Annotated in this window: 19 protein-coding genes and 1 tRNA gene; 9 read left to right on the plus strand and 11 right to left on the minus strand. The window is 71.8% G+C overall.

Going from position 1 to position 18,281, the window contains the following annotated elements; translation table 11 throughout:
- Positions 1 to 26: 26 nt before the first annotated feature.
- Together M6G08_RS21380 and iolC are read right to left on the minus strand one after the other, a co-directional pair.
- Positions 27 to 914, minus strand: coding sequence for a Cgl0159 family (beta/alpha)8-fold protein (locus M6G08_RS21380; RefSeq protein ID WP_272588768.1), 888 nt, complete (start codon positions 912 to 914; stop codon positions 27 to 29).
- Between the two features lie 13 nt (positions 915 to 927).
- Complete coding sequence (gene iolC / locus M6G08_RS21385) at positions 928 to 1,890, minus strand: 5-dehydro-2-deoxygluconokinase (protein WP_272588769.1); 963 nt, start codon at positions 1,888 to 1,890, stop codon at positions 928 to 930.
- A gap of 239 nt (positions 1,891 to 2,129) precedes the next feature.
- Here iolC and M6G08_RS21390 point away from each other — a divergent pair, with 239 nt between their 5' ends.
- From M6G08_RS21390 to M6G08_RS21410, 5 genes are all read left to right on the plus strand, one after another.
- Positions 2,130 to 3,152, plus strand: a complete 1,023-nt coding sequence (locus M6G08_RS21390) for a sugar ABC transporter substrate-binding protein (protein WP_272588770.1) — start codon at positions 2,130 to 2,132, stop codon at positions 3,150 to 3,152.
- On the plus strand, positions 3,152 to 4,228 hold the full coding sequence (locus tag M6G08_RS21395; protein WP_272588771.1) for an ABC transporter permease: 1,077 nt from the start codon (positions 3,152 to 3,154) through the stop codon (positions 4,226 to 4,228). The genes M6G08_RS21390 and M6G08_RS21395 overlap by 1 nt, the downstream gene beginning before the upstream one ends.
- 5 nt (positions 4,229 to 4,233) lie before the next feature.
- Entirely contained in the window at positions 4,234 to 5,169 is a 936-nt protein-coding gene (locus M6G08_RS21400; RefSeq protein WP_272588772.1) for an ATP-binding cassette domain-containing protein, read from the plus strand.
- A 1-nt stretch (position 5,170) separates the two neighbouring features.
- Positions 5,171 to 6,073 carry a sugar phosphate isomerase/epimerase family protein gene (locus tag M6G08_RS21405; RefSeq protein ID WP_272588773.1) on the plus strand — a complete coding sequence of 301 codons (903 nt, stop codon included), beginning with the start codon at positions 5,171 to 5,173 and terminating at the stop codon, positions 6,071 to 6,073.
- A gap of 115 nt (positions 6,074 to 6,188) precedes the next feature.
- Entirely contained in the window at positions 6,189 to 6,602 is a 414-nt protein-coding gene (locus M6G08_RS21410) for a VOC family protein (protein ID WP_272588774.1), read from the plus strand.
- Positions 6,603 to 6,632: 30 nt separating this feature from the next.
- Here M6G08_RS21410 and M6G08_RS21415 read toward each other — a convergent pair whose 3' ends face one another.
- From M6G08_RS21415 to M6G08_RS21430, 4 genes are all read right to left on the minus strand, one after another.
- Positions 6,633 to 7,637, minus strand: a complete 1,005-nt coding sequence (locus M6G08_RS21415) for a Gfo/Idh/MocA family protein (protein WP_272591394.1) — start codon at positions 7,635 to 7,637, stop codon at positions 6,633 to 6,635.
- 291 nt (positions 7,638 to 7,928) lie between these two features.
- Positions 7,929 to 9,092, minus strand: coding sequence for a Gfo/Idh/MocA family protein (locus M6G08_RS21420; RefSeq protein ID WP_272588775.1), 1,164 nt, complete (start codon positions 9,090 to 9,092; stop codon positions 7,929 to 7,931).
- 96 nt (positions 9,093 to 9,188) lie between these two features.
- On the minus strand, positions 9,189 to 9,989 hold the full coding sequence (locus M6G08_RS21425; protein ID WP_272588776.1) for an ABC-2 transporter permease: 801 nt from the start codon (positions 9,987 to 9,989) through the stop codon (positions 9,189 to 9,191).
- A gap of 6 nt (positions 9,990 to 9,995) precedes the next feature.
- Complete coding sequence (locus M6G08_RS21430; protein ID WP_272588777.1) at positions 9,996 to 10,949, minus strand: ABC transporter ATP-binding protein; 954 nt, start codon at positions 10,947 to 10,949, stop codon at positions 9,996 to 9,998.
- 135 nt (positions 10,950 to 11,084) lie between these two features.
- On the opposite strand from M6G08_RS21430, the gene M6G08_RS21435 reads away from it, so the two are divergent.
- Positions 11,085 to 12,773, plus strand: coding sequence for a sensor histidine kinase (locus M6G08_RS21435; protein WP_272588778.1), 1,689 nt, complete (start codon positions 11,085 to 11,087; stop codon positions 12,771 to 12,773).
- 51 nt (positions 12,774 to 12,824) lie between these two features.
- Positions 12,825 to 13,481 (plus strand): response regulator, encoded by a 657-nt coding sequence (locus tag M6G08_RS21440; RefSeq protein WP_272588779.1) that lies wholly within the window; start codon positions 12,825 to 12,827, stop codon positions 13,479 to 13,481.
- Here M6G08_RS21440 and M6G08_RS21445 read toward each other — a convergent pair.
- Positions 13,478 to 13,825: a cupin domain-containing protein gene (locus tag M6G08_RS21445; protein WP_272588780.1), complete on the minus strand. Its 348-nt coding sequence runs from the start codon at positions 13,823 to 13,825 to the stop codon at positions 13,478 to 13,480. The two genes, M6G08_RS21440 and M6G08_RS21445, sit on opposite strands and share 4 nt — an antisense overlap.
- Positions 13,822 to 14,178 carry a hypothetical protein gene (locus M6G08_RS21450; RefSeq protein WP_272588781.1) on the minus strand — a complete coding sequence of 119 codons (357 nt, stop codon included), beginning with the start codon at positions 14,176 to 14,178 and terminating at the stop codon, positions 13,822 to 13,824. Before M6G08_RS21450 ends, M6G08_RS21445 begins: the two co-directional genes overlap by 4 nt.
- A 187-nt stretch (positions 14,179 to 14,365) precedes the next feature.
- Here M6G08_RS21450 and M6G08_RS21455 point away from each other — a divergent pair.
- Positions 14,366 to 14,439, plus strand: a tRNA-Pro gene (locus tag M6G08_RS21455).
- Between the two features lie 25 nt (positions 14,440 to 14,464).
- Here the strand turns inward: M6G08_RS21455 and M6G08_RS21460 are convergent.
- The 3 genes from M6G08_RS21460 to M6G08_RS21470 are packed head-to-tail and all read right to left on the minus strand — an operon-like array spanning position 14,465 to position 17,123.
- Complete coding sequence (locus M6G08_RS21460) at positions 14,465 to 15,187, minus strand: NAD(P)H oxidoreductase (protein ID WP_272588782.1); 723 nt, start codon at positions 15,185 to 15,187, stop codon at positions 14,465 to 14,467.
- Positions 15,187 to 16,215, minus strand: coding sequence for an NADP-dependent oxidoreductase (locus M6G08_RS21465; RefSeq protein WP_272588783.1), 1,029 nt, complete (start codon positions 16,213 to 16,215; stop codon positions 15,187 to 15,189). Before M6G08_RS21465 ends, M6G08_RS21460 begins: the two co-directional genes overlap by 1 nt.
- A 47-nt stretch (positions 16,216 to 16,262) precedes the next feature.
- The gene (locus M6G08_RS21470; protein WP_272588784.1) at positions 16,263 to 17,123 is read right to left on the minus strand and encodes a polysaccharide deacetylase family protein; all 861 of its coding nucleotides are present in this window, start codon (positions 17,121 to 17,123) and stop codon (positions 16,263 to 16,265) included.
- Between the two features lie 205 nt (positions 17,124 to 17,328).
- Between M6G08_RS21470 and M6G08_RS21475 the strand changes: the two genes are divergently transcribed.
- A complete protein-coding gene (locus M6G08_RS21475) occupies positions 17,329 to 18,276 on the plus strand; it encodes a LysR family transcriptional regulator (RefSeq protein WP_272588785.1) in 948 nt (315 codons plus the stop codon).
- Positions 18,277 to 18,281: the final 5 nt, after the last annotated feature.

The following is an 18,281-nucleotide window of genomic DNA, read 5'->3' on the forward strand; positions in this document are numbered from 1 at the left end:
GTCGTGTCTCGTCGTGTCCGCTTCGGTCACAGCAGCCCGACGGCCGTGTCCACCGCCTGTTCCACACTGCCCTCGGCCGGGTAGAGCAGCGAACGGCCGACGACCATGCCCTGCACGGTGGGCAGCCGCAGCGCCTTGCGCCAGCGTTCGTAGGCGGCGGTCTGGTCCCCGGGGGAACCGCCTATGTCGCCGCCGAGCAGGACGGCGGGCAGCGTGGAGGTCTCCAGGACCTCGCCCATGTCGTCCGGGTCGTGCGTCACGGGCAGCTTCAGCCAGGTGTAGGCCGACGTGCCGCCCAGTCCCGAGGCGATGGCGATGGACCGGGTGACGGCCTCGGCGGACAGGTCGTTGCGGACCCGGTCCCCGACGCGGCGGGAGATGAACGGCTCGACGAACACGGGCAGTTCCCGCGCGGCCATCGCGTCCACCGCGCGGGCGGTCGCCTCCATGGTGGCCAGCGAGCCGGGATCGTCGTAGTCGATGCGCAGCAGCAGCTTGCCCGCGTCGAAGCGGAGCCGGGCGAGATCCTCCGCGCGGTGACCGGTGAAGCGGTCGTCCATCTCGAAGGCCGCCCCCGCGAGGCCGCCGCGGTTCATGGAGCCCATGACGACCTTGTCGTCCAGCACCCCGAGCAGCAGCAGGTCCTCCAGCACGTCGGCGGTGGCGAGCACCCCGTCGACGCCGGGCCGGGACAGCGCCGTGCACAGGCGTTCCAGCAGGTCGGCCCGGTTGGCCATGGCCAGCCCGCGGTCTCCGACACCGAGCGCGCCGCGCGCCGGGTGGTCGGCGGCCACGATCATCAGGCGGCCGGAGCCGCCGATCAGCGGACGGCGTACCCGGCGGGCCGCCGCCTCGGCGATCGCCTCCGGGTGGCGGGCTCTGACCGCGGTGAGGTCGGGGATGCTGAGGGACAAGGCGTTGCTCCGTTCAGGGAGTGGCTCGCGCGAGGAGGTCGTCGACCTCCGCCCCGGTGGGCATCGCGGAGGAACAGGCGAGACGGGAGGCGACGAGGGCGCCGGCCGCGTTGGCGTACCGCATGGTCCGCTCCAGGTCCCAGCCGGAGAGCAGACCGTGGCAGAGCGCGCCGCCGAACGCGTCGCCCGCACCGAGGCCGTTGACCACCTCGACCGGCACCGGGGGCACCTCGGCGTCGCGGCCGTCGCGGTGCACGGCGAGGACGCCCTTCGGGCCCTGCTTGACCACGGCCAGCTCGACGCCGGCCGCCAGCAGCGCCTCGGCGCAGGCGCGCGGTTCGCGTACGCCCGTGGCGATCTCGCACTCGTCGACGTTGCCGACCGCGACGGTCGCGTGCCGCAACGCCTCGGCGTAGTACGGGCGGGCCTGGTCGGGGTCGGTCCAGAACATCGGGCGCCAGTCCAGGTCGAAGACCGTGGTGCCGGACCTCGCGCGGTGGGCGAGGGCGGCGAGGGTCGCCGTGCGGCTCGGCTCCTCGCTCAGCCCGGTGCCGGTGATCCAGAAGACGGAGGCGGCGCGGACGGCGTCGAGGTCCAGCTCCTCGGGGTGGATCTCCAGGTCGGGGGCCTTCGGGCGGCGGTAGAAGTACAGCGGGAAGTCGTCCGGGGGGAAGATCTCGCAGAACGTGACGGGGGTCGGGTAGGCGGCGACCGGGGTGACCCAGCGGTCGTCGACGCCGAACTCCTTCAGCGCCCGGTGCAGGAAGCCGCCGAACGGGTCCTCGCCCGTGCGGGTGATGAGGGCCGTGGCACGGCCGAGCCGGGCGGCGGCGACCGCCACGTTGGCGGCCGAACCGCCGAGGAATTTGCCGAAGGTCTCAACCTCCGCCAGGGGTACGCCCGTCTGCAAGGGATAGAGATCGACCCCGATGCGGCCCATCGTGATCAGATCGAAACGCGGGACTGACTCGGCCATGTGCGACGCTCCTCGGGCTGGGCGGGTGGCCTGCCGCCTCCCAGGTGTATGACTCCCGGACGACCATGTCAATACTTTGTACTTACATTCGGACCTGCGAGTGAAATGATGTCTTGACAAAGTATTGACAGCGGGCGTCCCAAGGACTTGTATCCGGACCCAGCGCAGCAACAGCCGTTCTTCTCTGGTCTGGCACACGGCTTCCCCGTCGCACAGTCGCACAGTGAGGTGCAGGAAAGATGGACCGCTCTTCGCACGCCCGCCCCCGCGGATTCGCCCCCGCCGTGGCCCTCGCCGCCGCCGCGGCCCTGACCCTCGCCGGCTGCTCCAGCGGCTCCGGAGGGAAGAAGGCCGACGAGGAAGGGGGCCCGGGCGCCTCCGCGGGCAAGGCGAACACCCCGCGCATGACCGTCGCCCTGGTCACCCACCAGGCGCCCGGCGACACGTTCTGGGACATCGTCCGCAAGGGTGCCGAGGCCGCCGCAGCCAAGGACAACATCAAGCTCGTCTACTCCGCCGACCCGAACGCCGGCAACCAGGCCAACCTGGTGCAGAACGCGATCGACCAGAAGGTCGACGGCATCGCCGTCACCCTTGCCAAGCCGGACGCCCTGCGCGGCGTCCTCGGCAAGGCGGAGAAGGCCGGGATACCGGTCGTCGGGCTCAACTCCGGTCTGGCGGACTGGAAGGAGCTCGGCCTGCTGGAGTTCTTCGGCCAGGACGAGAGCGTGGCGGGCGAGGCGTTCGGCAAGAAGCTGAACGAGGTGGGCTCGAAGAAGGCCCTCTGCGTGATCCACGAACAGGGCAACGTCGGCCTGACCCAGCGCTGCGACGGCCTGAAGAAGACCTTCGAGGGCTCGGTGGAGAACCTCTATGTCAACGGCGCCGACAAGCCCTCGGTGAAGGCGACGGTCACCGCCAAACTGCAGGAGGACGGCGACATCGACCACGTCGTCACCCTCGGCGCCCCGTTCGCCATGGTCGCCGTGCAGTCGGTGGACGAGACCGGCAGCAAGGCCAAGGTCGCCACCTTTGACCTCAACAAGGAGCTGACCGGCGCCATCGAGAAGGGCGACATCGAGTTCGCCGTCGACCAGCAGCCGTACCTCCAGGGCTACCTCGCCGTCGACGGCCTGTGGCTGTACAAGAACAACGGCAACTACAGCGGCGGCGGTGAGCAGCCGGTGCTGACCGGCCCGGCCTTCGTCGACGAGTCCAACGTCAAGGCCGTCGCCGAGTTCGCCGCGAAGGGCACCCGGTGATGGGCATGACCCAACAGGCTGAGCCGGCGGTGGACACACCGCCGGCCCCCGGCCCGAAGGAGACCGACGGACGGACCAGGCAGCGCTCCCTGACGCTGCGCCTGCTCGCCCGGCCCGAGGTCGGGGTCTTCCTCGGCGCCGTCGCCGTGTTCGTCTTCTTCCTGATCGCCGCGCCCACGGTCCGCGAGGGCGGCTCCATGGCGACGGTGCTGTACCAGTCGTCCACCATCGGCATCATGGCGCTGCCGGTGGCGCTGCTGATGATCGGCGGCGAGTTCGACCTGTCCGCCGGTGTCGCCGTCGTCACCTCCGCGCTCACCGCGAGCATGCTCAGCTACCAGCTGACCATGAACGTCTGGGTGGGCGTGATCGTCGCCCTCGTGGTCTCCCTCGCGGTCGGCGCCTTCAACGGCTGGGTGCTGGTGAAGACCGGCCTGCCGAGCTTCCTGGTGACGCTCGGCACCTTCCTGATCCTCCAGGGCGTGAACCTCGCGGTCACCAAGCTGGTCACCGGCAACGTCGCCACCGACGACATCAGCGACATGGACGGTTTCGACCAGGCCAAGGCCCTCTTCGCCTCGTCCTTCGACGTCGGCGGCGTCCAGGTGAAGGTCACGGTCGTGTGGTGGCTGGCCTTCGCGGCGCTGGCGACCTGGGTGCTGCTGCGGACCAAGTACGGCAACTGGATCTTCGCGGTCGGCGGCAGCAAGGAGTCCGCCCGCGCGGTCGGCGTCCCCGTCACCTTCACCAAGATCACGCTGTTCATGCTGGTCGGCTTCGGCGCCTGGTTCGTCGGCATGCACCAGCTCTTCTCCTTCAACACCGTGCAGTCCGGCGAGGGCGTCGGCCAGGAGCTGATCTACATCGCCGCGGCCGTCATCGGCGGCTGCCTGCTCACCGGCGGCTACGGCTCCGCCATCGGCCCCGTCTTCGGCGCCTTCATGTTCGGCATGGTGAACCAGGGCATCGTCTACGCAGGCTGGAACCCCGACTGGTTCAAGGCCTTCCTCGGCGTGATGCTGCTCGGAGCCGTCCTCATCAACCTGTACGTCCGCCGCGCGGCGACCCGGAGGTGACCGCGATGACCAGCAAGACCCCCGGCACCCACGGCGCCGTCCTCGCCGACCCCGCACCCGAGCGGGAGGGCCGGCCGATCGTCGAACTGCGCGGCGCCGGCAAGGCCTACGGCAACATCCGCGCCCTGCACGGCGTCGGCCTCGCCGTCCATCCCGGACGGGTGACCTGCGTCCTCGGTGACAACGGCGCCGGCAAGTCCACCCTCATCAAGATCATCTCCGGGCTGCACCAGCACACCGAGGGCGAGTTCCTCGTCGACGGCGAACCGGTGCGCTTCAGCACGCCGCGCGACGCCCTCGCCCGGGGCATCGCCACCGTCTACCAGGACCTCGCGACCATCCCGCTGATGCCGGTGTGGCGGAACTTCTTCCTCGGCTCCGAGATGACCAGGGGTCCCTGGCCCGTCCGCCGTCTCGACATCGCCCGCATGAAGCGGACCGCCGACGAGGAACTGCGCAACATGGGCATCGTCCTGGACGACCTGGAACAGCCCATCGGCACCCTCTCCGGCGGACAGCGCCAGTGCGTCGCCATCGCCCGCGCCGTCTACTTCGGCGCCCGCGTCCTCATCCTCGACGAGCCCACCGCCGCCCTCGGCGTCAAGCAGTCCGGCGTCGTCCTCAAGTACATCGCCGCCGCCCGCGAACGCGGACTCGGCGTCATCTTCATCACCCACAACCCCCACCACGCCTACCTGGTCGGCGACCACTTCAGCGTGCTCCGCCTGGGCACCCTCGAACTGAGCGCCGCCCGCGCCGACATCACCCTCGAGGAACTCACCAACCACATGGCGGGCGGCGCCGAACTGGCCGCCCTCAAGCACGAACTGGCACAGGCCGGCGGCGTGGACGTGGCGGCGCTCCCGGAGGAGTCGGAGGCTCCCGCGCCCGACGACACCACCCCGTCCGGCACCGTCGCACCCGCCGAAGGGAAGGCCTGACATGCCCACCGCCCTGGACCGCATCCGCGTCGGCTCGGCCCCCGACTCCTGGGGCGTCTGGTTCCCCGACGACCCGCGGCAGGTCCCCTGGGAACGCTTCCTGGACGAGGTCACCGACGCCGGCTACGAGTGGATCGAGCTCGGCCCCTACGGCTACCTCCCCACCGACCCCGCCCGCCTCACCGACGAGGTGACCCGGCGCGGCCTCAGGGTCTCCGCCGGCACCATCTTCTGCGGCCTGCACCGCGGCCCCTCCGAATGGGACGCCACCTGGGAACAGGTCAGCCGCGTCGCAGCCCTCACCCAGGCGATGGACGCCAAGCACCTCGTCGTCATCCCGTCCTTCTGGCGCGACGACAAGACCGCCGAGATCCTGGAGCCGCCGGAGCTGACCGGCGAGCAGTGGTCCCACCTGACCAAGGGCATGGAACGCCTCGGCCACGAGGTACGGGAGCGCTACGGCCTGGACATCGTCGTCCACCCGCACGCCGACACCCACATCGACAACGAGGAGCACGTCGAACGCTTCCTCGACGCCACCGACTCCGACCTGGTGAGCCTCTGCCTGGACACCGGCCACTACGCCTACTGCGGCGGCGACAGCGTCAAGCTGATCGAGACCTACGCCGAGCGCATCGGCTACCTCCACCTCAAGCAGGTCGACCCGGAGATCCTCGCCGACGTACGCGCGAACGGCGTCCCGTTCGGGCCGGCCGTGCAGCGCGGGGTGATGTGCGAGCCGCCCGCCGGAGTGCCCGAGCTGGGACCCGTGCTCACCGCGGCCCAGGGACTCGGCGTCGACCTGTTCGCCATCGTCGAGCAGGACATGTACCCGTGCGAGCCGGACAAGCCGCTGCCCATCGCGGTACGCACCCGGAAGTTCCTGCGCTCCTGCGGCGCCTGACCCCGGTCGCGCCGGCGGGACACGGTCCCGCCGGCGCGCCGCTCGGCGGGCCGTTGTCAGTGGCGCGCGCTAGCGTGCGGAGCACTGACCCTTCGTCCCGTTCCGGGAGGCAGTCATGACCTCGCGTCTCAATCCGTACCTGAGCTTCGACGGCGACGCCCGACAGGCGATGGAGTTCTACGAGCAGGTGTTCGGCGGCACCCTGTCGCTGAACACCTTCGGCGAGTCCGGCATGCCCGACAGCGCCTACACCGACAAGATCATGCACGCCATGCTGGAGACACCGGGCGGCTTCACCCTGATGGCCTCGGACACCCCGCCCGGCATGGACTGCACCCCGGGCACCAACTTCTCGGTGAGCCTCAGCGGCGACGACGAGGCCGAGCTGCGCGGCTACTGGGAGAAGCTGTCCGCCGGCGGCTCCGTCGCCGTGCCGCTGGAGAAGCAGATGTGGGGGGACGTCTTCGGCATGTGCACGGACCGGTACGGCGTCCCCTGGATGGTGAACATCAGCGAGCCGGCGGGCTGACCGCGCCCGACCGGCCCGTTCCGACCGGCCTCAGCCCCGCCTGACCTCCGCCACCGTCACGGGGCGGTGCTCCCGCAGCGACAGGGTGCACGCCTCGGCGATCCAGCCCGCCTCCAGCGCGTCCTCGATCGTGCAGGGGGAGGGGCGGGCGCCCGCGACGACCTCGGTGAACGCGGTCAGCTCGGCGCGGTAGGCGGCGGCGAAGCGGTCCATGAAGAAGTCGTGCGGCACACCGGCGGGGAAGGCCGTGCCGGGCTCGACCGAGCGCAGCGGCAGCCTGTCCTCCAGGCCGACGGCGACGGAGTCGGCGAAGCCGTGGATCTCCATGCGGACGTCGTAACCGCGTGCGTTGTGACGGCTGTTGGAGACCACGGCGATCGTGCCGTCGTCCAGCGTGAGGACCGCGCCGGTGGTGTCCGCGTCGCCCGCCTCCCGGATGAAGTCGGCACCGCGGTTGCCGCCGACGGCGTACACCTCGCTCACCTCGCGGCCCGTCACCCAGCGGATGACGTCGAAGTCGTGCACCGCGCAGTCGCGGAAGATGCCGCCGGAAGCGGCGATGTACGCGGCCGGCGGCGGCGCCGGGTCCAGCGTGGTCGACCGCACGGTGTGCAGCTTGCCCAGCTCACCCGCCCGCACGGCCGCCCGCGCCGCGACGAAGGCGGCGTCGAAGCGGCGGTTGTAGCCGATCTGCACCGGCACGTCATGGCCCGCGACCGCCTTGAGCACCTCGACGCCCTCCGTCATGGTGCGGGCGACGGGCTTCTCGCAGAAGACGGGCACGCCCGCCTCGACGGCGGCCAGGATGAGGTCCGGGTGGGCGTCGGTCGCCGCCGCGACCACCACACCGTCCACCCCGGCGGCCAGCACCGCCTCGGGGGAGTCCGCGATCTCGGCGCCGAACCGCTCGGCGGCCGCCCTCGCGGCGTCCGCGAACGGGTCGGCGACGACCAGCGAGTCGACGGCGTCCAGGCAGGAGAGGGTCTCGGCGTGGAAGGCGCCGATGCGGCCGAGGCCGAGGATTGCGATGCGCATGCTTCTCGTTGCTCCTTGTGCGTGATTGCCGTGCCGGGTCCGCGGTGCGCGGTTGCCGTGCGGAGCCAGGCCGTCGACCGGCGGATCGCCGTCCAGGCCGGTGGGGAGCGGGCAGCCCCCGGCGCTCGCGGCGACCACGTTCTCCAGCCGGCCCGCCCCCTCGGCCTCGCGCTTCGTCAGCGCGGGGAAGACGGCGTTCGCCGCCGCCCCCCGGTCCACCCTCTCCACCGCGCGGACCGACGCGGAGGAGAGCTGCAGCAGGTGGGAGCCGGCGGGCCCGCCGCGACGCCCTCACCCGGAGATCCCGCAACTGACCCAGGTACCGCGCTCCGCCGACCGCGCCATCGCCTCCAGTACGGCCGCGCTGTGCACGGCGTCCGGCAGGGTCGCGCCGTACGGGGTGGCCTCCGCGATCGAGCGCAGGAAACGGTGGGCCTCCACCACCTTGAGGTCGTCGTAGCCCATGGCGTTCGCGGCTCCCGGCTGGAAGGCCGCGAACTCGCCGTGCGCCGGACCGACGTAGACCGCGCTCACCGGCTGGTCCTGGTACTGCGTGCCGCGGCTGACGCCCAGCTCGTTCATGCGGCGGAAGTCCCAGAACACCGCGCCCGTGGTGCCGTGCACCTCGAAGCCGTAGTTGTTCTGCTCACCGACCGAGACCCGGCAGGCCTCCAGGACCCCGCGGGCGCCGGAGGCGAAGCGCAGCAGACAGCTGACGTAGTCCTCGTTCTCGACCGGCCCCGACTCACCGCCGGCCGCCCGTGCGTGACCGGCGGTCGCGGCGGCGGGGCGGGCTCGCTCGGGCAGGAAGACGGCCGTGTCGGCGGTCAGCGACGCGATGTCGCCGAGCAGGAACCGGGCCAGGTCCGCCCCGTGCGAGGCCAGGTCGCCGAGCACCCCGCTGCCGCCGCGCTCCCGCTCGTAGCGCCAGGTCAGCGCTGCCTCGGGGTGGGCGGCGTAGTCGCTGAGAAGCCGGACGCGGACATGGGTGACGGTGCCGATCTCCCCGGCGGCGATCAGATCGCGGGCGGCCTCCACGGCGGGCGCGTTGCGGTAGTTGAAGCCGACGGCGCCCTGCACACCCGCCTTGGCGACCGCGTCGGCGACGGCCTGCGCGTCGTCGACGGACAGGCCGACCGGCTTCTCGATCCAGATGTGCTTGCCCGCCTCGGCCATCGCCACGGCGATCTCGCGGTGCAGGAAGTTCGGCGCGGTGATGCTGACCGCGTGCACCCGCGGGTCCCCGGCCACCTCGCGCCAGTCACGGGCCGTCGAGGCGAAGCCGAACTGCGCGGCGGCCTCCTCGGCCCGCCCCGGCACCTCCTCGGCGACCGTCACCAGTTCGGGGCGGAGGGCGAGCTGCGGATAGTGGTGGCGGACCCGGGCGTACGCCCGGGTGTGCACCCGGCCCATCCAGCCGAAACCGACGACGGCGACACCGAGTGCGTCCACCATGAGAGCCCCTCTTCGGACGGTCCCTGTGCTGTCCAGCCCACCCTGTGCGGCGGTCGGCGTCCTGTCAACCTTTTGACAGGACAAAGCATCGTGGCTTCAGGCGTCACGGCGGCGCAGCACCGCGGACCCCGCGGCGTAGCAGGCCGCCGACCACACCGCGAGCACCAGCAGCGCGGCGCCACCGCCGTAGGGGTCGTGGTCCTCGGTGAGCAGCACGGTGCCGGCGACGCTCGGCATGTAGTCGGAGGCGGTCTCCAGCCATCGCGCGCCGACGACGCCCATCAGCTGGGGCAGCGCGAGCAGCACCATGATGAGTGTCGTGATGGTGCCCGCGGCGCTGCGCAGCACACTGCCGATCCCCACCGACATCACCGCGAGGGCGGCCAGGTACACGCCGGCACCGAGGGCGGTGCCGAGCAGTTGGCCGCCGGTGTAGTCACCGTGACCGCTCATCAGTGGAGCCGCGACCAGCGTGCCGAGCACACTGAACACGCACCCCGCGACCGCCACGACGGCCGTGACGACGAGCGTCTTGGCCCGGAGCATCCGGCCACGCGCCGGGACGGCCTGCAGGGTGGTGCGCACGGAGCCGCTGGAGTACTCGCCGGTGAGCGCCAGGGTCGCGAGGACCACGACGGTGAGCTGGGAGACGAGGAACGCCTGCGACGCGTGGTGCGGAGCGGGCATCGCCACGTCGATGCCCTTCTTGGCACTCGCGTCGGCCGACGCGCCGACCATCGCGGCGAAGCCCACGGTGAGCAGCAGACCGACGGCGAGATTCCACCACGTGGCCCGCACGCTCCACAGCTTCGTCCATTCGAAGGCGAGGGCCCCCTTGAACCCGCCGCCCTTGACAGGACCGGTGAGTGGGGGACTGGGCGCCGTTGTCGTCGTCATGCCGGATCACACCTTCGGGGTGTCGGGGGTCTGCAGGATCTGGGACAGGGCCGGTGAGCCGTACTCCACGCTGTCCGCGGTGAGTTCCATGTACGCCTGCTCCAGGCTGGCCCGGCGCATGCTGAGTTCGTGGACCGGGACCCGGTGGGCGAAGGCCAGGTCACCGATCTCCCGCAGGGTGGCGCCGACGACGATGAGTTCGTCGGGCTCCAGGTCCGCGCCCCGGTCCACCCGCAGGCCGTGCCGGCGCAGTTCCCGCTCCAGCGCGTCGGCCTCCGGAGTCCGGACGCGGGCGGCGTTCAGTGAACTGCCGGCGATCACCTCCTCCATGGGGGCGTCGGCCAGGATGCGGCCCCGGCCGATGACCAGCAAGTGGTCGGCGGTCTCCTGCATCTCGCTCATCAGGTGGCTGGAGACCAGCACCGTCCGCCCCTGAGCCGCCAGGGAACGCATCAGTTCGCGCGCCCACCGCACACCGTCCGGATCGAGGCCGTTGACCGGCTCGTCGAAGAGCAGCACCTCCGGATCGCCGAGCAGCGCCGCGGCGATGCCCAGCCGCTGGCCCATTCCGAGCGAGTACGAACCGACCCGCTTGCCGGCGACCTCCGTGAGCCCGACGGTCTCCAGGACCTCACCGACCCGGGACGCCGGGATGCCGTTGCTGCGGGCCAGCCCCAGCAGATGACGGCGCGCCGAGCGGCCGGGATGGCAGGCCCGCGCGTCGAGGAGCGCGCCGACCACGCGCAGCGGACGGCGAAGTTCCCCGTAGCGCTTCCCGCCCACCAGCACCCGCCCGGACGTCGGCGTGTCGAGTCCGACGATCATCCTCATGGTGGTGGACTTTCCGGCGCCGTTCGGCCCGAGGAAGCCCGTGACCTTCCCCGGCGCGACGGTGAACGAGAGGTCCGAGACGGCTGCCTTGCCGCCGTACCGTTTGGTCAGCCGATCCGACGTGATCATTTCGAGGTCGCTCCTTCCCACAGCATGTCCGGCACGCTAGGGAGCCGGGCGGGGCGGGGGCATCTGGCGAAAGGCAGCGACCGCATCGACTTTCGGCAGGTCCTGAGCCGGGAAGCGTTCTTGTAGCGTTCCGGCATGCGCAGATGGCAGGACATACGCCGGCTCACCGTGCAGCTCCTGCGGAACGTGGCCGCCGACCGGCCCTTCACCCGGCCCGTCGACCACGTGCTGCTCCTCGTGCTGCTGTCCCCCTCCGCCCTCGACACGGAGCTGCCCGCCGTCGCCCCGGCCGTGTGGCTGGCCGCGTGCCTGGTCGTGGCGGTCGCGGTCGCGGTACGGCGTGCGGCACCGCTGACGTCCCTGCTGCTCGCGGCGCTGCTCGCGCTCTTCCTTCCGTGGTCCGGCGCCAGTGCCTGGCCGGCGGTGGCGGCCGCGGTGCTGAGCTGGGGTGCGGGCAGGCGGCTGCCCCGGGTCTGGCCCGCCCAGCTGGTGTTCGTCTGTACCACCGCGGCCGGGATCGTCCTGGTCGGCGCGGTCGCCGAGGTGAAGGACGGGCTGAGCCTGCTGATGCTTCAGTTCGCCTCCTGCGTGCTGCCGTGGTGGGCCGGCAACTGGCGTCGGCAGCGTGCCGCGCTGGCCCACGCGGGCTGGGAACACGCCGAGCGACTGGAGTGGCGGCAGCGCTACGTCGCCGAACAGGCGCGGCGCAGGGAACGGGCCCGCATCGCCCAGGACATCCACGACTCCCTGGGTCACGAGCTGAGCGTGATGGCGCTGCTCGCCGGCGGACTGGAACTGTCCGGAGAACTGTCCGACGAACACCGCGCCACCGCCGGCCGGTTGCGGGAACGCTGCACCCTCGCCACCGAGCGGCTGCACGAGGCCGTCGGACTGCTGCGCGAGGACACCGGACCCTCTCTGGTGCCCGCCCAGGAGTCGATCGCCCAGCTCGTGCGCCGGTTCGGCGGGGCGGCCACGCCGGTGGACTTCCGGGAGGAGGGCGCGGCGCCCGTGCCGGGTGCTCAGGGACTGGCCGGCCTCGCGGCCTACCGGGTGGTGCAGGAGGCCCTGACCAACGCGGCCAAGCACGCGCCGGGCGCTCCGGTCTCCGTACGGGTGGACCACCGGCCGGACGAGACGGTGGTGTCGGTCGTCAACGAGCGGCCGCGCAACGGCGGGAGCCCGTCCGCCACCGGCAGCGGTGCCGGTCTGATCGGCCTGGACGAACGCGTCCGTCTGGCGGGCGGCACCCTGCGGGCGGGCCCGAGCCGGGGCGGCTTCGGGGTGCACGCACGGCTGCCGCACACCCCGGGGGCGGCACCACCGAGGGCGCCGATTCCGCCCGGGTACGACACGGCGGCTCCCCCCTGGCCCGTCGGCGGCGCGGGTACGGACGAGGCCGCGGGCACGGCCCCGGACGCGCGGGCCGGGGCCCGGCCGGGCCGGAGCACGTCGCGGACGGCGTTGCTGCGCGCCAGGGCCCGACTGCGCGGCGACGCCCGGCGGGCCGCGCTCCTGCCGGTGCTGCTCGGCGCGGCGATCGCGGCTCTCCTCACCGGCCTGTACGCCGCGACCTCGGCGACCACATCGGTCACGCCCGCGGACTACGGGCGCATCCGGGTCGGTGAGACACGTGCGGAACTGGAGACCGTCCTCCCGTCGCGGCGGATCGGGAAGCCGCCGCCGGCCCTGTCGGAACCGGCCGCCCCGCCGGGGGCCGCATGCGAGTACTACCGGGCGAGCCAAAGCCTGCTCGACTTCACCGGCACGATGTACCGGCTGTGCTTCACGGATGATGTGCTGACGGCCAAGGACAGACTCTGACAGCCGTCACCGACGCACCACCGCCACACCGCCACACTCCGAGAGGACCGGATGATCCGCGTACTGGTCGCCGACGACGAGACCATCGTGCGGGCCGGCGTCCGCGCCATCCTGACCACCGAACCCGGCATCGAGGTGGTCGCCGAGGCCGCCGACGGGCGCGAGGCCGTCGAGCTGGCCCGCAGGCACCGTCCCGACGTGGCGCTGCTCGACATCCGGATGCCGGAGCTGGACGGCCTCGCGGCCGCGGGCGAACTGCGCACCACCAACCCGGAGACCGCGGTGATCGTCCTCACCACCTTCGGCGAGGACCGCTACATCGAGCGGGCCCTGGACCAGCAGGTCGCCGGGTTCCTGCTCAAGGCGTCCGACCCCCGGGACCTCATCTCCGGGGTGCGTGCGGTGGCCGCCGGGGGAGCGTGCCTGTCCCCGCTGGTCGCCCGACGGCTGATGACCGAGCTGCGCAGGGCGCCCTCGCCCCGCTCGGCGGCCTCCGGCGAGCGCGTCGCCGTGCTGTCCGACCGGGAGCGCGAGGTCCTGGGCATGCTGGGAGCCGGCCTGTCGAACGCCGAGATCGCCCGGCGCATGCATCTGGTCGAGGGCACGGTCAAGGCGTACGTCAGCGCGATCCTCCAGCGGCTGGGGGTGCGCAACCGCGTGCAGGCGGCGATCGTCGCCTACGAGGCGGGACTGGTCCAGGACGCCTAGGCCTGGTTGATCACGTACGCCTTGCGCAGCGTCTCGTGCACCGTCCACGTCGTACGGTCGCCCTCGCGCAGTACGGCCAGGTCGCCCGGTCCGACCGTCAGTGTCGGGCCGCCCGCCACCTCGATGGTGGCCGAGCCGCTGAGTACCACGAACATCTCGTCCGCCTCGGTGTCGGTGACCACGCCCGGGGTGATCTGCCAGACCCCGCGCACCTGGCGGCCGTCCGCCGACTCCCAGACCACCTTGCCGGTCACTTCGGGGGAGCCGGAGACGATCTGCTCGGGGGAGAGCGGCTCGGGTTCGAGCTCGGTGCCGGGGACGTGGACGACGAAGCTGTTGGTCATGCGGAGACGCTATCCGGGACCGAGGAGGCCTCGGGGGCGACAGGGTGTGGCGTATCCGGGGGTGTCCGCGGACACTTTGTCGGCGCCGGTCGTCTCCGGCCGGCCGGTTCGCCGAGCCGGCCGAGGCGCCCCGCGCCGTAACCGGGCGCCAGCCCGTGGCCGTTGTGCAGGGCCAGGGCGAGGAACACCACCGCCGCGGCCGGCTTGATGGCGCCGGCGCCGCCCGCCACCACCACCGCCACGATCACCGAGATCGTCACCGCCGACAGCCGGGGCAGCGCGCGCTCCACGTACCGTCCCGCCGGCAGCCGCACCGTCTTGAGGACGTCGGTGACCACGGACCCGGCGTCCACCGGCGGGTTCTCGCCGGTCGGCAGCAGCGTCAGAGGCGGGTCACCGGAGGCTACGACGGTGGAGACCGTCGCTACGGAGACCGGCAGGGGTGGACGGTCGCCGAGACCGGCGACCGCGTGGCCGTTGCCGGCCGTGCGGATGGGGTAGGCTTGACGAGCGCGATCACGGAAGACGCGGATCGCGTACCGGGACGTGGCGCAGCTTGGTAGCGCACTTGACTGGGGGTCAAGGGGTCGCAGGTTCAAATCCTGTCGTCCCGACGGTTACGTGGGGCCCTCCCACAGCTCAGGGGTCATCATCGGGTGGCCCCTTCGGCGTGTTCGGGGCGGGAGCGGCCGCACGCACCTGTGCTCCGTGCGGTGAGCGCAGTGCGTCGACCGTCGGGTGGGTGAAGGTGGCCAGGGCGGCGTCGGCCGAGGCCAGCACCCCCCGGGGGTCCCCCAGGGAGTCGTGAAGGACATGGACGGTGGAGTCGGTGATCCCGCAGTACTCGGCGATGCCGACATCGAGCGTGCGAGTGATGTGGTCGGTCCACCCCAACTCTGCGAACGACGCGGCGGTGTAGGCGCTCAGCGGCAACCACAGCAGGCGTTTGCCGGACAAGCGGGTCCCGCCGCCCCTTGCGCCGTAGGCGAACCCGTGGTTCCAGATCCGGTCCACCCAGCCCTTGAGGATCGCGGGGAGGCCGAACCACCACACCGGGAAGACCACCACGACCGAGTCCGCCTCGGCCAGGCGACGCATCCCGGCGCGGGTCCGGGGCGAGTACTCCTTGGACGGGTCGTTCCAGTCGGGCTCGTCGGCGGTGGTCATCCGCGGGTCGAACCCCTCGGCGTGCAGGTCGAGAACGTCCACGGCCCGTCCGGTACCGGCCAGAGCCGCCCGGGCACGGTCGGCCACCGCGCCGGTGAGCGAGTCCGGCCGTGGGTGGGCCACCACGATCAGGGCGCGCCCGGACCCGGCGGTGACGGCGGCGCACGCCGCTGACGATTCCGTCGTGCCGCCCATCAAGCGTCCTGGTGGACGAGGCGGACCAGCATCTTGCCGGTGTTGGCGCCCCGCAGGACACCCAGGAACGCCTCCGGGGCCCGGTCCAGACCGTCGACGACCGTCGACTCGGTGCGCAGCGAACCGTCGGCGAGCCAGGGTGCCGCCGTTTCGATCCACTCCGGGAACAGGTCCAGGTGGAAGTCGACCAGCATGCCGCGCAGCGTCACCTGCCGGGAGGCGGCCCGGAACAGGTTGTGCGGACCGGGCATCGGCGCGGTGGCGTTGTAGGTGCTGATCGCACCGACCATGGCGATCCGGCCGTCGAGCCGCATCGCGTCCAGGGCCGCGACCAGGTGGTCGCCGGCCACGGAGTCCAGGTACACGTCGATACCGTCCGGAGCGACCCGTGCGAGCTGTCCGGCCAGGTCGCCCTCCCGGTAGTCGATGGCGGCGTCGAAGCCGAACCGTTCCAGCAGCTTCCTGGTCTTGTCCGGCCCCCCGGCCGAGCCGATCACACGTGCGGCACCCAGCTTGCGGGCGAGCTGACCGGCGACGCTGCCGACCGCCCCGGCCGCCGACGAGATGAACACCGTGTCGTCCTCCCGGACCGGCGCGGTGCGGGTCAGTGCCGCGTACGCGCTCAGGCCGGTGATGCCCAGTGGGCCGAGGTACGCCTCGGCGGGGGCCAGCCGGGTGTCCACGACGGTGGCGGCGGCGGCGTCGATAACGGCGTACTCCCGCCAGCCCAGGAAGTGCGAGACGGTCGAGCCGACCGGGGCGCCACCGGCGCGCGAGGCGACGACCGTCCCGACCGCGGAGCCTTCCAGGGCGGTGCCCAACTCGAACGGCGGGATGTAGGACGGAGCGTCGTTCATCCGGCCCCGCATGTAGGGGTCCACCGACATCCAGGTGTTGCGCACCAGGATCTGGCCCTCGTCGGGCTCGGGGACCTCCGAGACGACCGACTCGAAGTTCTCGGGGCCCGGTTCGCCCGAAGGGCGGGAGACGAGGCGGATCTCCCGGGAACGAACAGCGGACGCAGTCATGGCAATCTCCTCCACAGTCGGTACCGGCCGCATGGCCCGGCGGGGGCTCACGAAACGGTGCTCGAGTAGTACTCGGCGATCTCGTCGCTGGTGGTCATCCACACCCCCGGACGGCCGGCGATGTAGGACAGCGCCTGGTCGAGGTAGCGGGCACGGAAGGCCTGGCCGATGACGAAGGGGTGCAGTGCCAGGGCCATCACCCGGCCGCTGTCGGCGGAGTCGTCGTACAACTGGTCGAACTGGTCGGTGACCACGCGCACGAAGTCCGGCCCGGACATGCCCTGCGACGTGAACAGGCCCAGGTCGTTGAGCTCCACCGAGTACGGCACACTCAGCATCCCGGGCACGTTCAGCCGGAAGGGCTGGTCGTCGGCGGTCCAGTCCAGCACGTAGCTCAGTCCGAGTTCGGCGAGCAGCGACGGGGTGCGCGGGGTCTCGGTCAGCGCCGGGCCCAGCCAGCCGCGTGGACGGCGGCCGGTCGCCTCCTCGATGGTTTCCACGACCTCGCTCAGGCACCGGCGCTCGTCCTGCTCGGACATGTCCGTGTGCAGGGTGGAATTGTCGCGCCCGTGCGCCAGCCACGCCCAGTCCCGGTCCCGGCCGGCCTTCAGTATCTGCGGATACCGTCGGCAGACGGCCGAGTTGAGCAGCACGCTGGGCCGGATGCCGTGGCGGTCGAGGATCTCGGCCACCCGCCAGATGCCGACCCGTGGGCCGTAGTCCCGCCAGCCGTGGTTGAGCGGATCGGGCACCAGGGCTGCCGTCGCCTCGTACAAACTGGTGGACGGCACGCCGAATTGGAAGTGCTCTACGTTCAGTCCGACGTAGAAGGCCACCCGAGCGCCGCCGGGCCAGCGGATCGGCTCCCGCTCGATGACGGGGGTGTAGTCGTACAGCTGGTTCTCCACTGGATGCACATCCTCTTCACGGGCCGCCCGCGGCCTTGCGCCGCCCCGGCCGGGACAGGGGGAGAGGCACCTCCGGGGCCGGCCGCCTGCCTGCTCCCGTCAATCACCCCTCGCGTTCCCGACCACTCTCGTACGGGGCCTGGAGCTGGAACAATGACGCTTTGGAGAAGAGCCCGATTAGGCCGGGTAATGAATGAGGGATGCCGTGGAACGACATGAGATCGAGGTCTTCCTGACCCTGGCGGACGAGCTGCACTTCGGCCGTACCGCCGAGCGCCTCGGCCTGACCCAGGGCCGGGTCAGCCAGACCGTCAAGAAGCTGGAGCGCCGCTTCCGCGCCGACCTGTTCGAGCGCACCAGCCGCCGCGTGGCGCTCACTCCGCTCGGCAAGCAGCTGCGCGAAGGCATCGAGACGCCCTACCGGCGCATCCAGGAGGAGATCGCCGAGGCCGTGGCGGCAGGCCGCGGCATCACGGGTACCTTGCGGATCGGCTTCTCCGGGGCGTTCACCGGGCACTTGGTGCAGCACATCACCGAGCTGTTCGAGCACCGCCACCCCGGCGTGGAGTTTCACCTCCAGCAGATCCAGTTGTTCGACCCGTTCGGTCCCCTGCGAGCAGGTGACGTCGACGTGCAGGTCACCGAACGGCCGGTGGAGGAACCTGACTTGTCCGTCGGGCCGGTGTTGATCCGCGAACCGCGGGCGCTGTTGGTCTCCGACCGGCATCGTCTCGCGCGGCGCGAGACGGTGAGCATCGAGGACTGGGCCGACTGCAGGATGCTGACCGTCGGAGGACGGCACGCGCCGCAGTACTGGCTGGACCACCTGTTCCCGACGCACACCCCCTCGGGGCGTGCCGTTCCCCGGGGCCCGGCCGTCTTGTACTGGGAAGACGCCATGACCGTGATCCGGGCCGACCAGGCCGTGTGCCCCCTGTCCTCGGCCGCGGCGCGCTACTACACCCATACCGGCGTGGCCTACGTCCCCGTTCCCGACGCCCCGCCGCTGGAGTACGGATTGGTGTGGCCGAAGGCCCGTTCGACCAAGCTCCTGGGCGCGTTCGTCCGCGCCGCCCAAGCGGAGGTCGCGGCGCGGGGCGGACCCGACCGTGCCTTGGCCTCGCTGACCGACGACACCCGGGGGGCAGTGTGACCCGG

The sequence above is a fragment of the Streptomyces sp. M92 genome (assembly GCF_028473745.1).
Classification (GTDB): Bacteria; Actinomycetota; Actinomycetes; order Streptomycetales; family Streptomycetaceae; genus Streptomyces.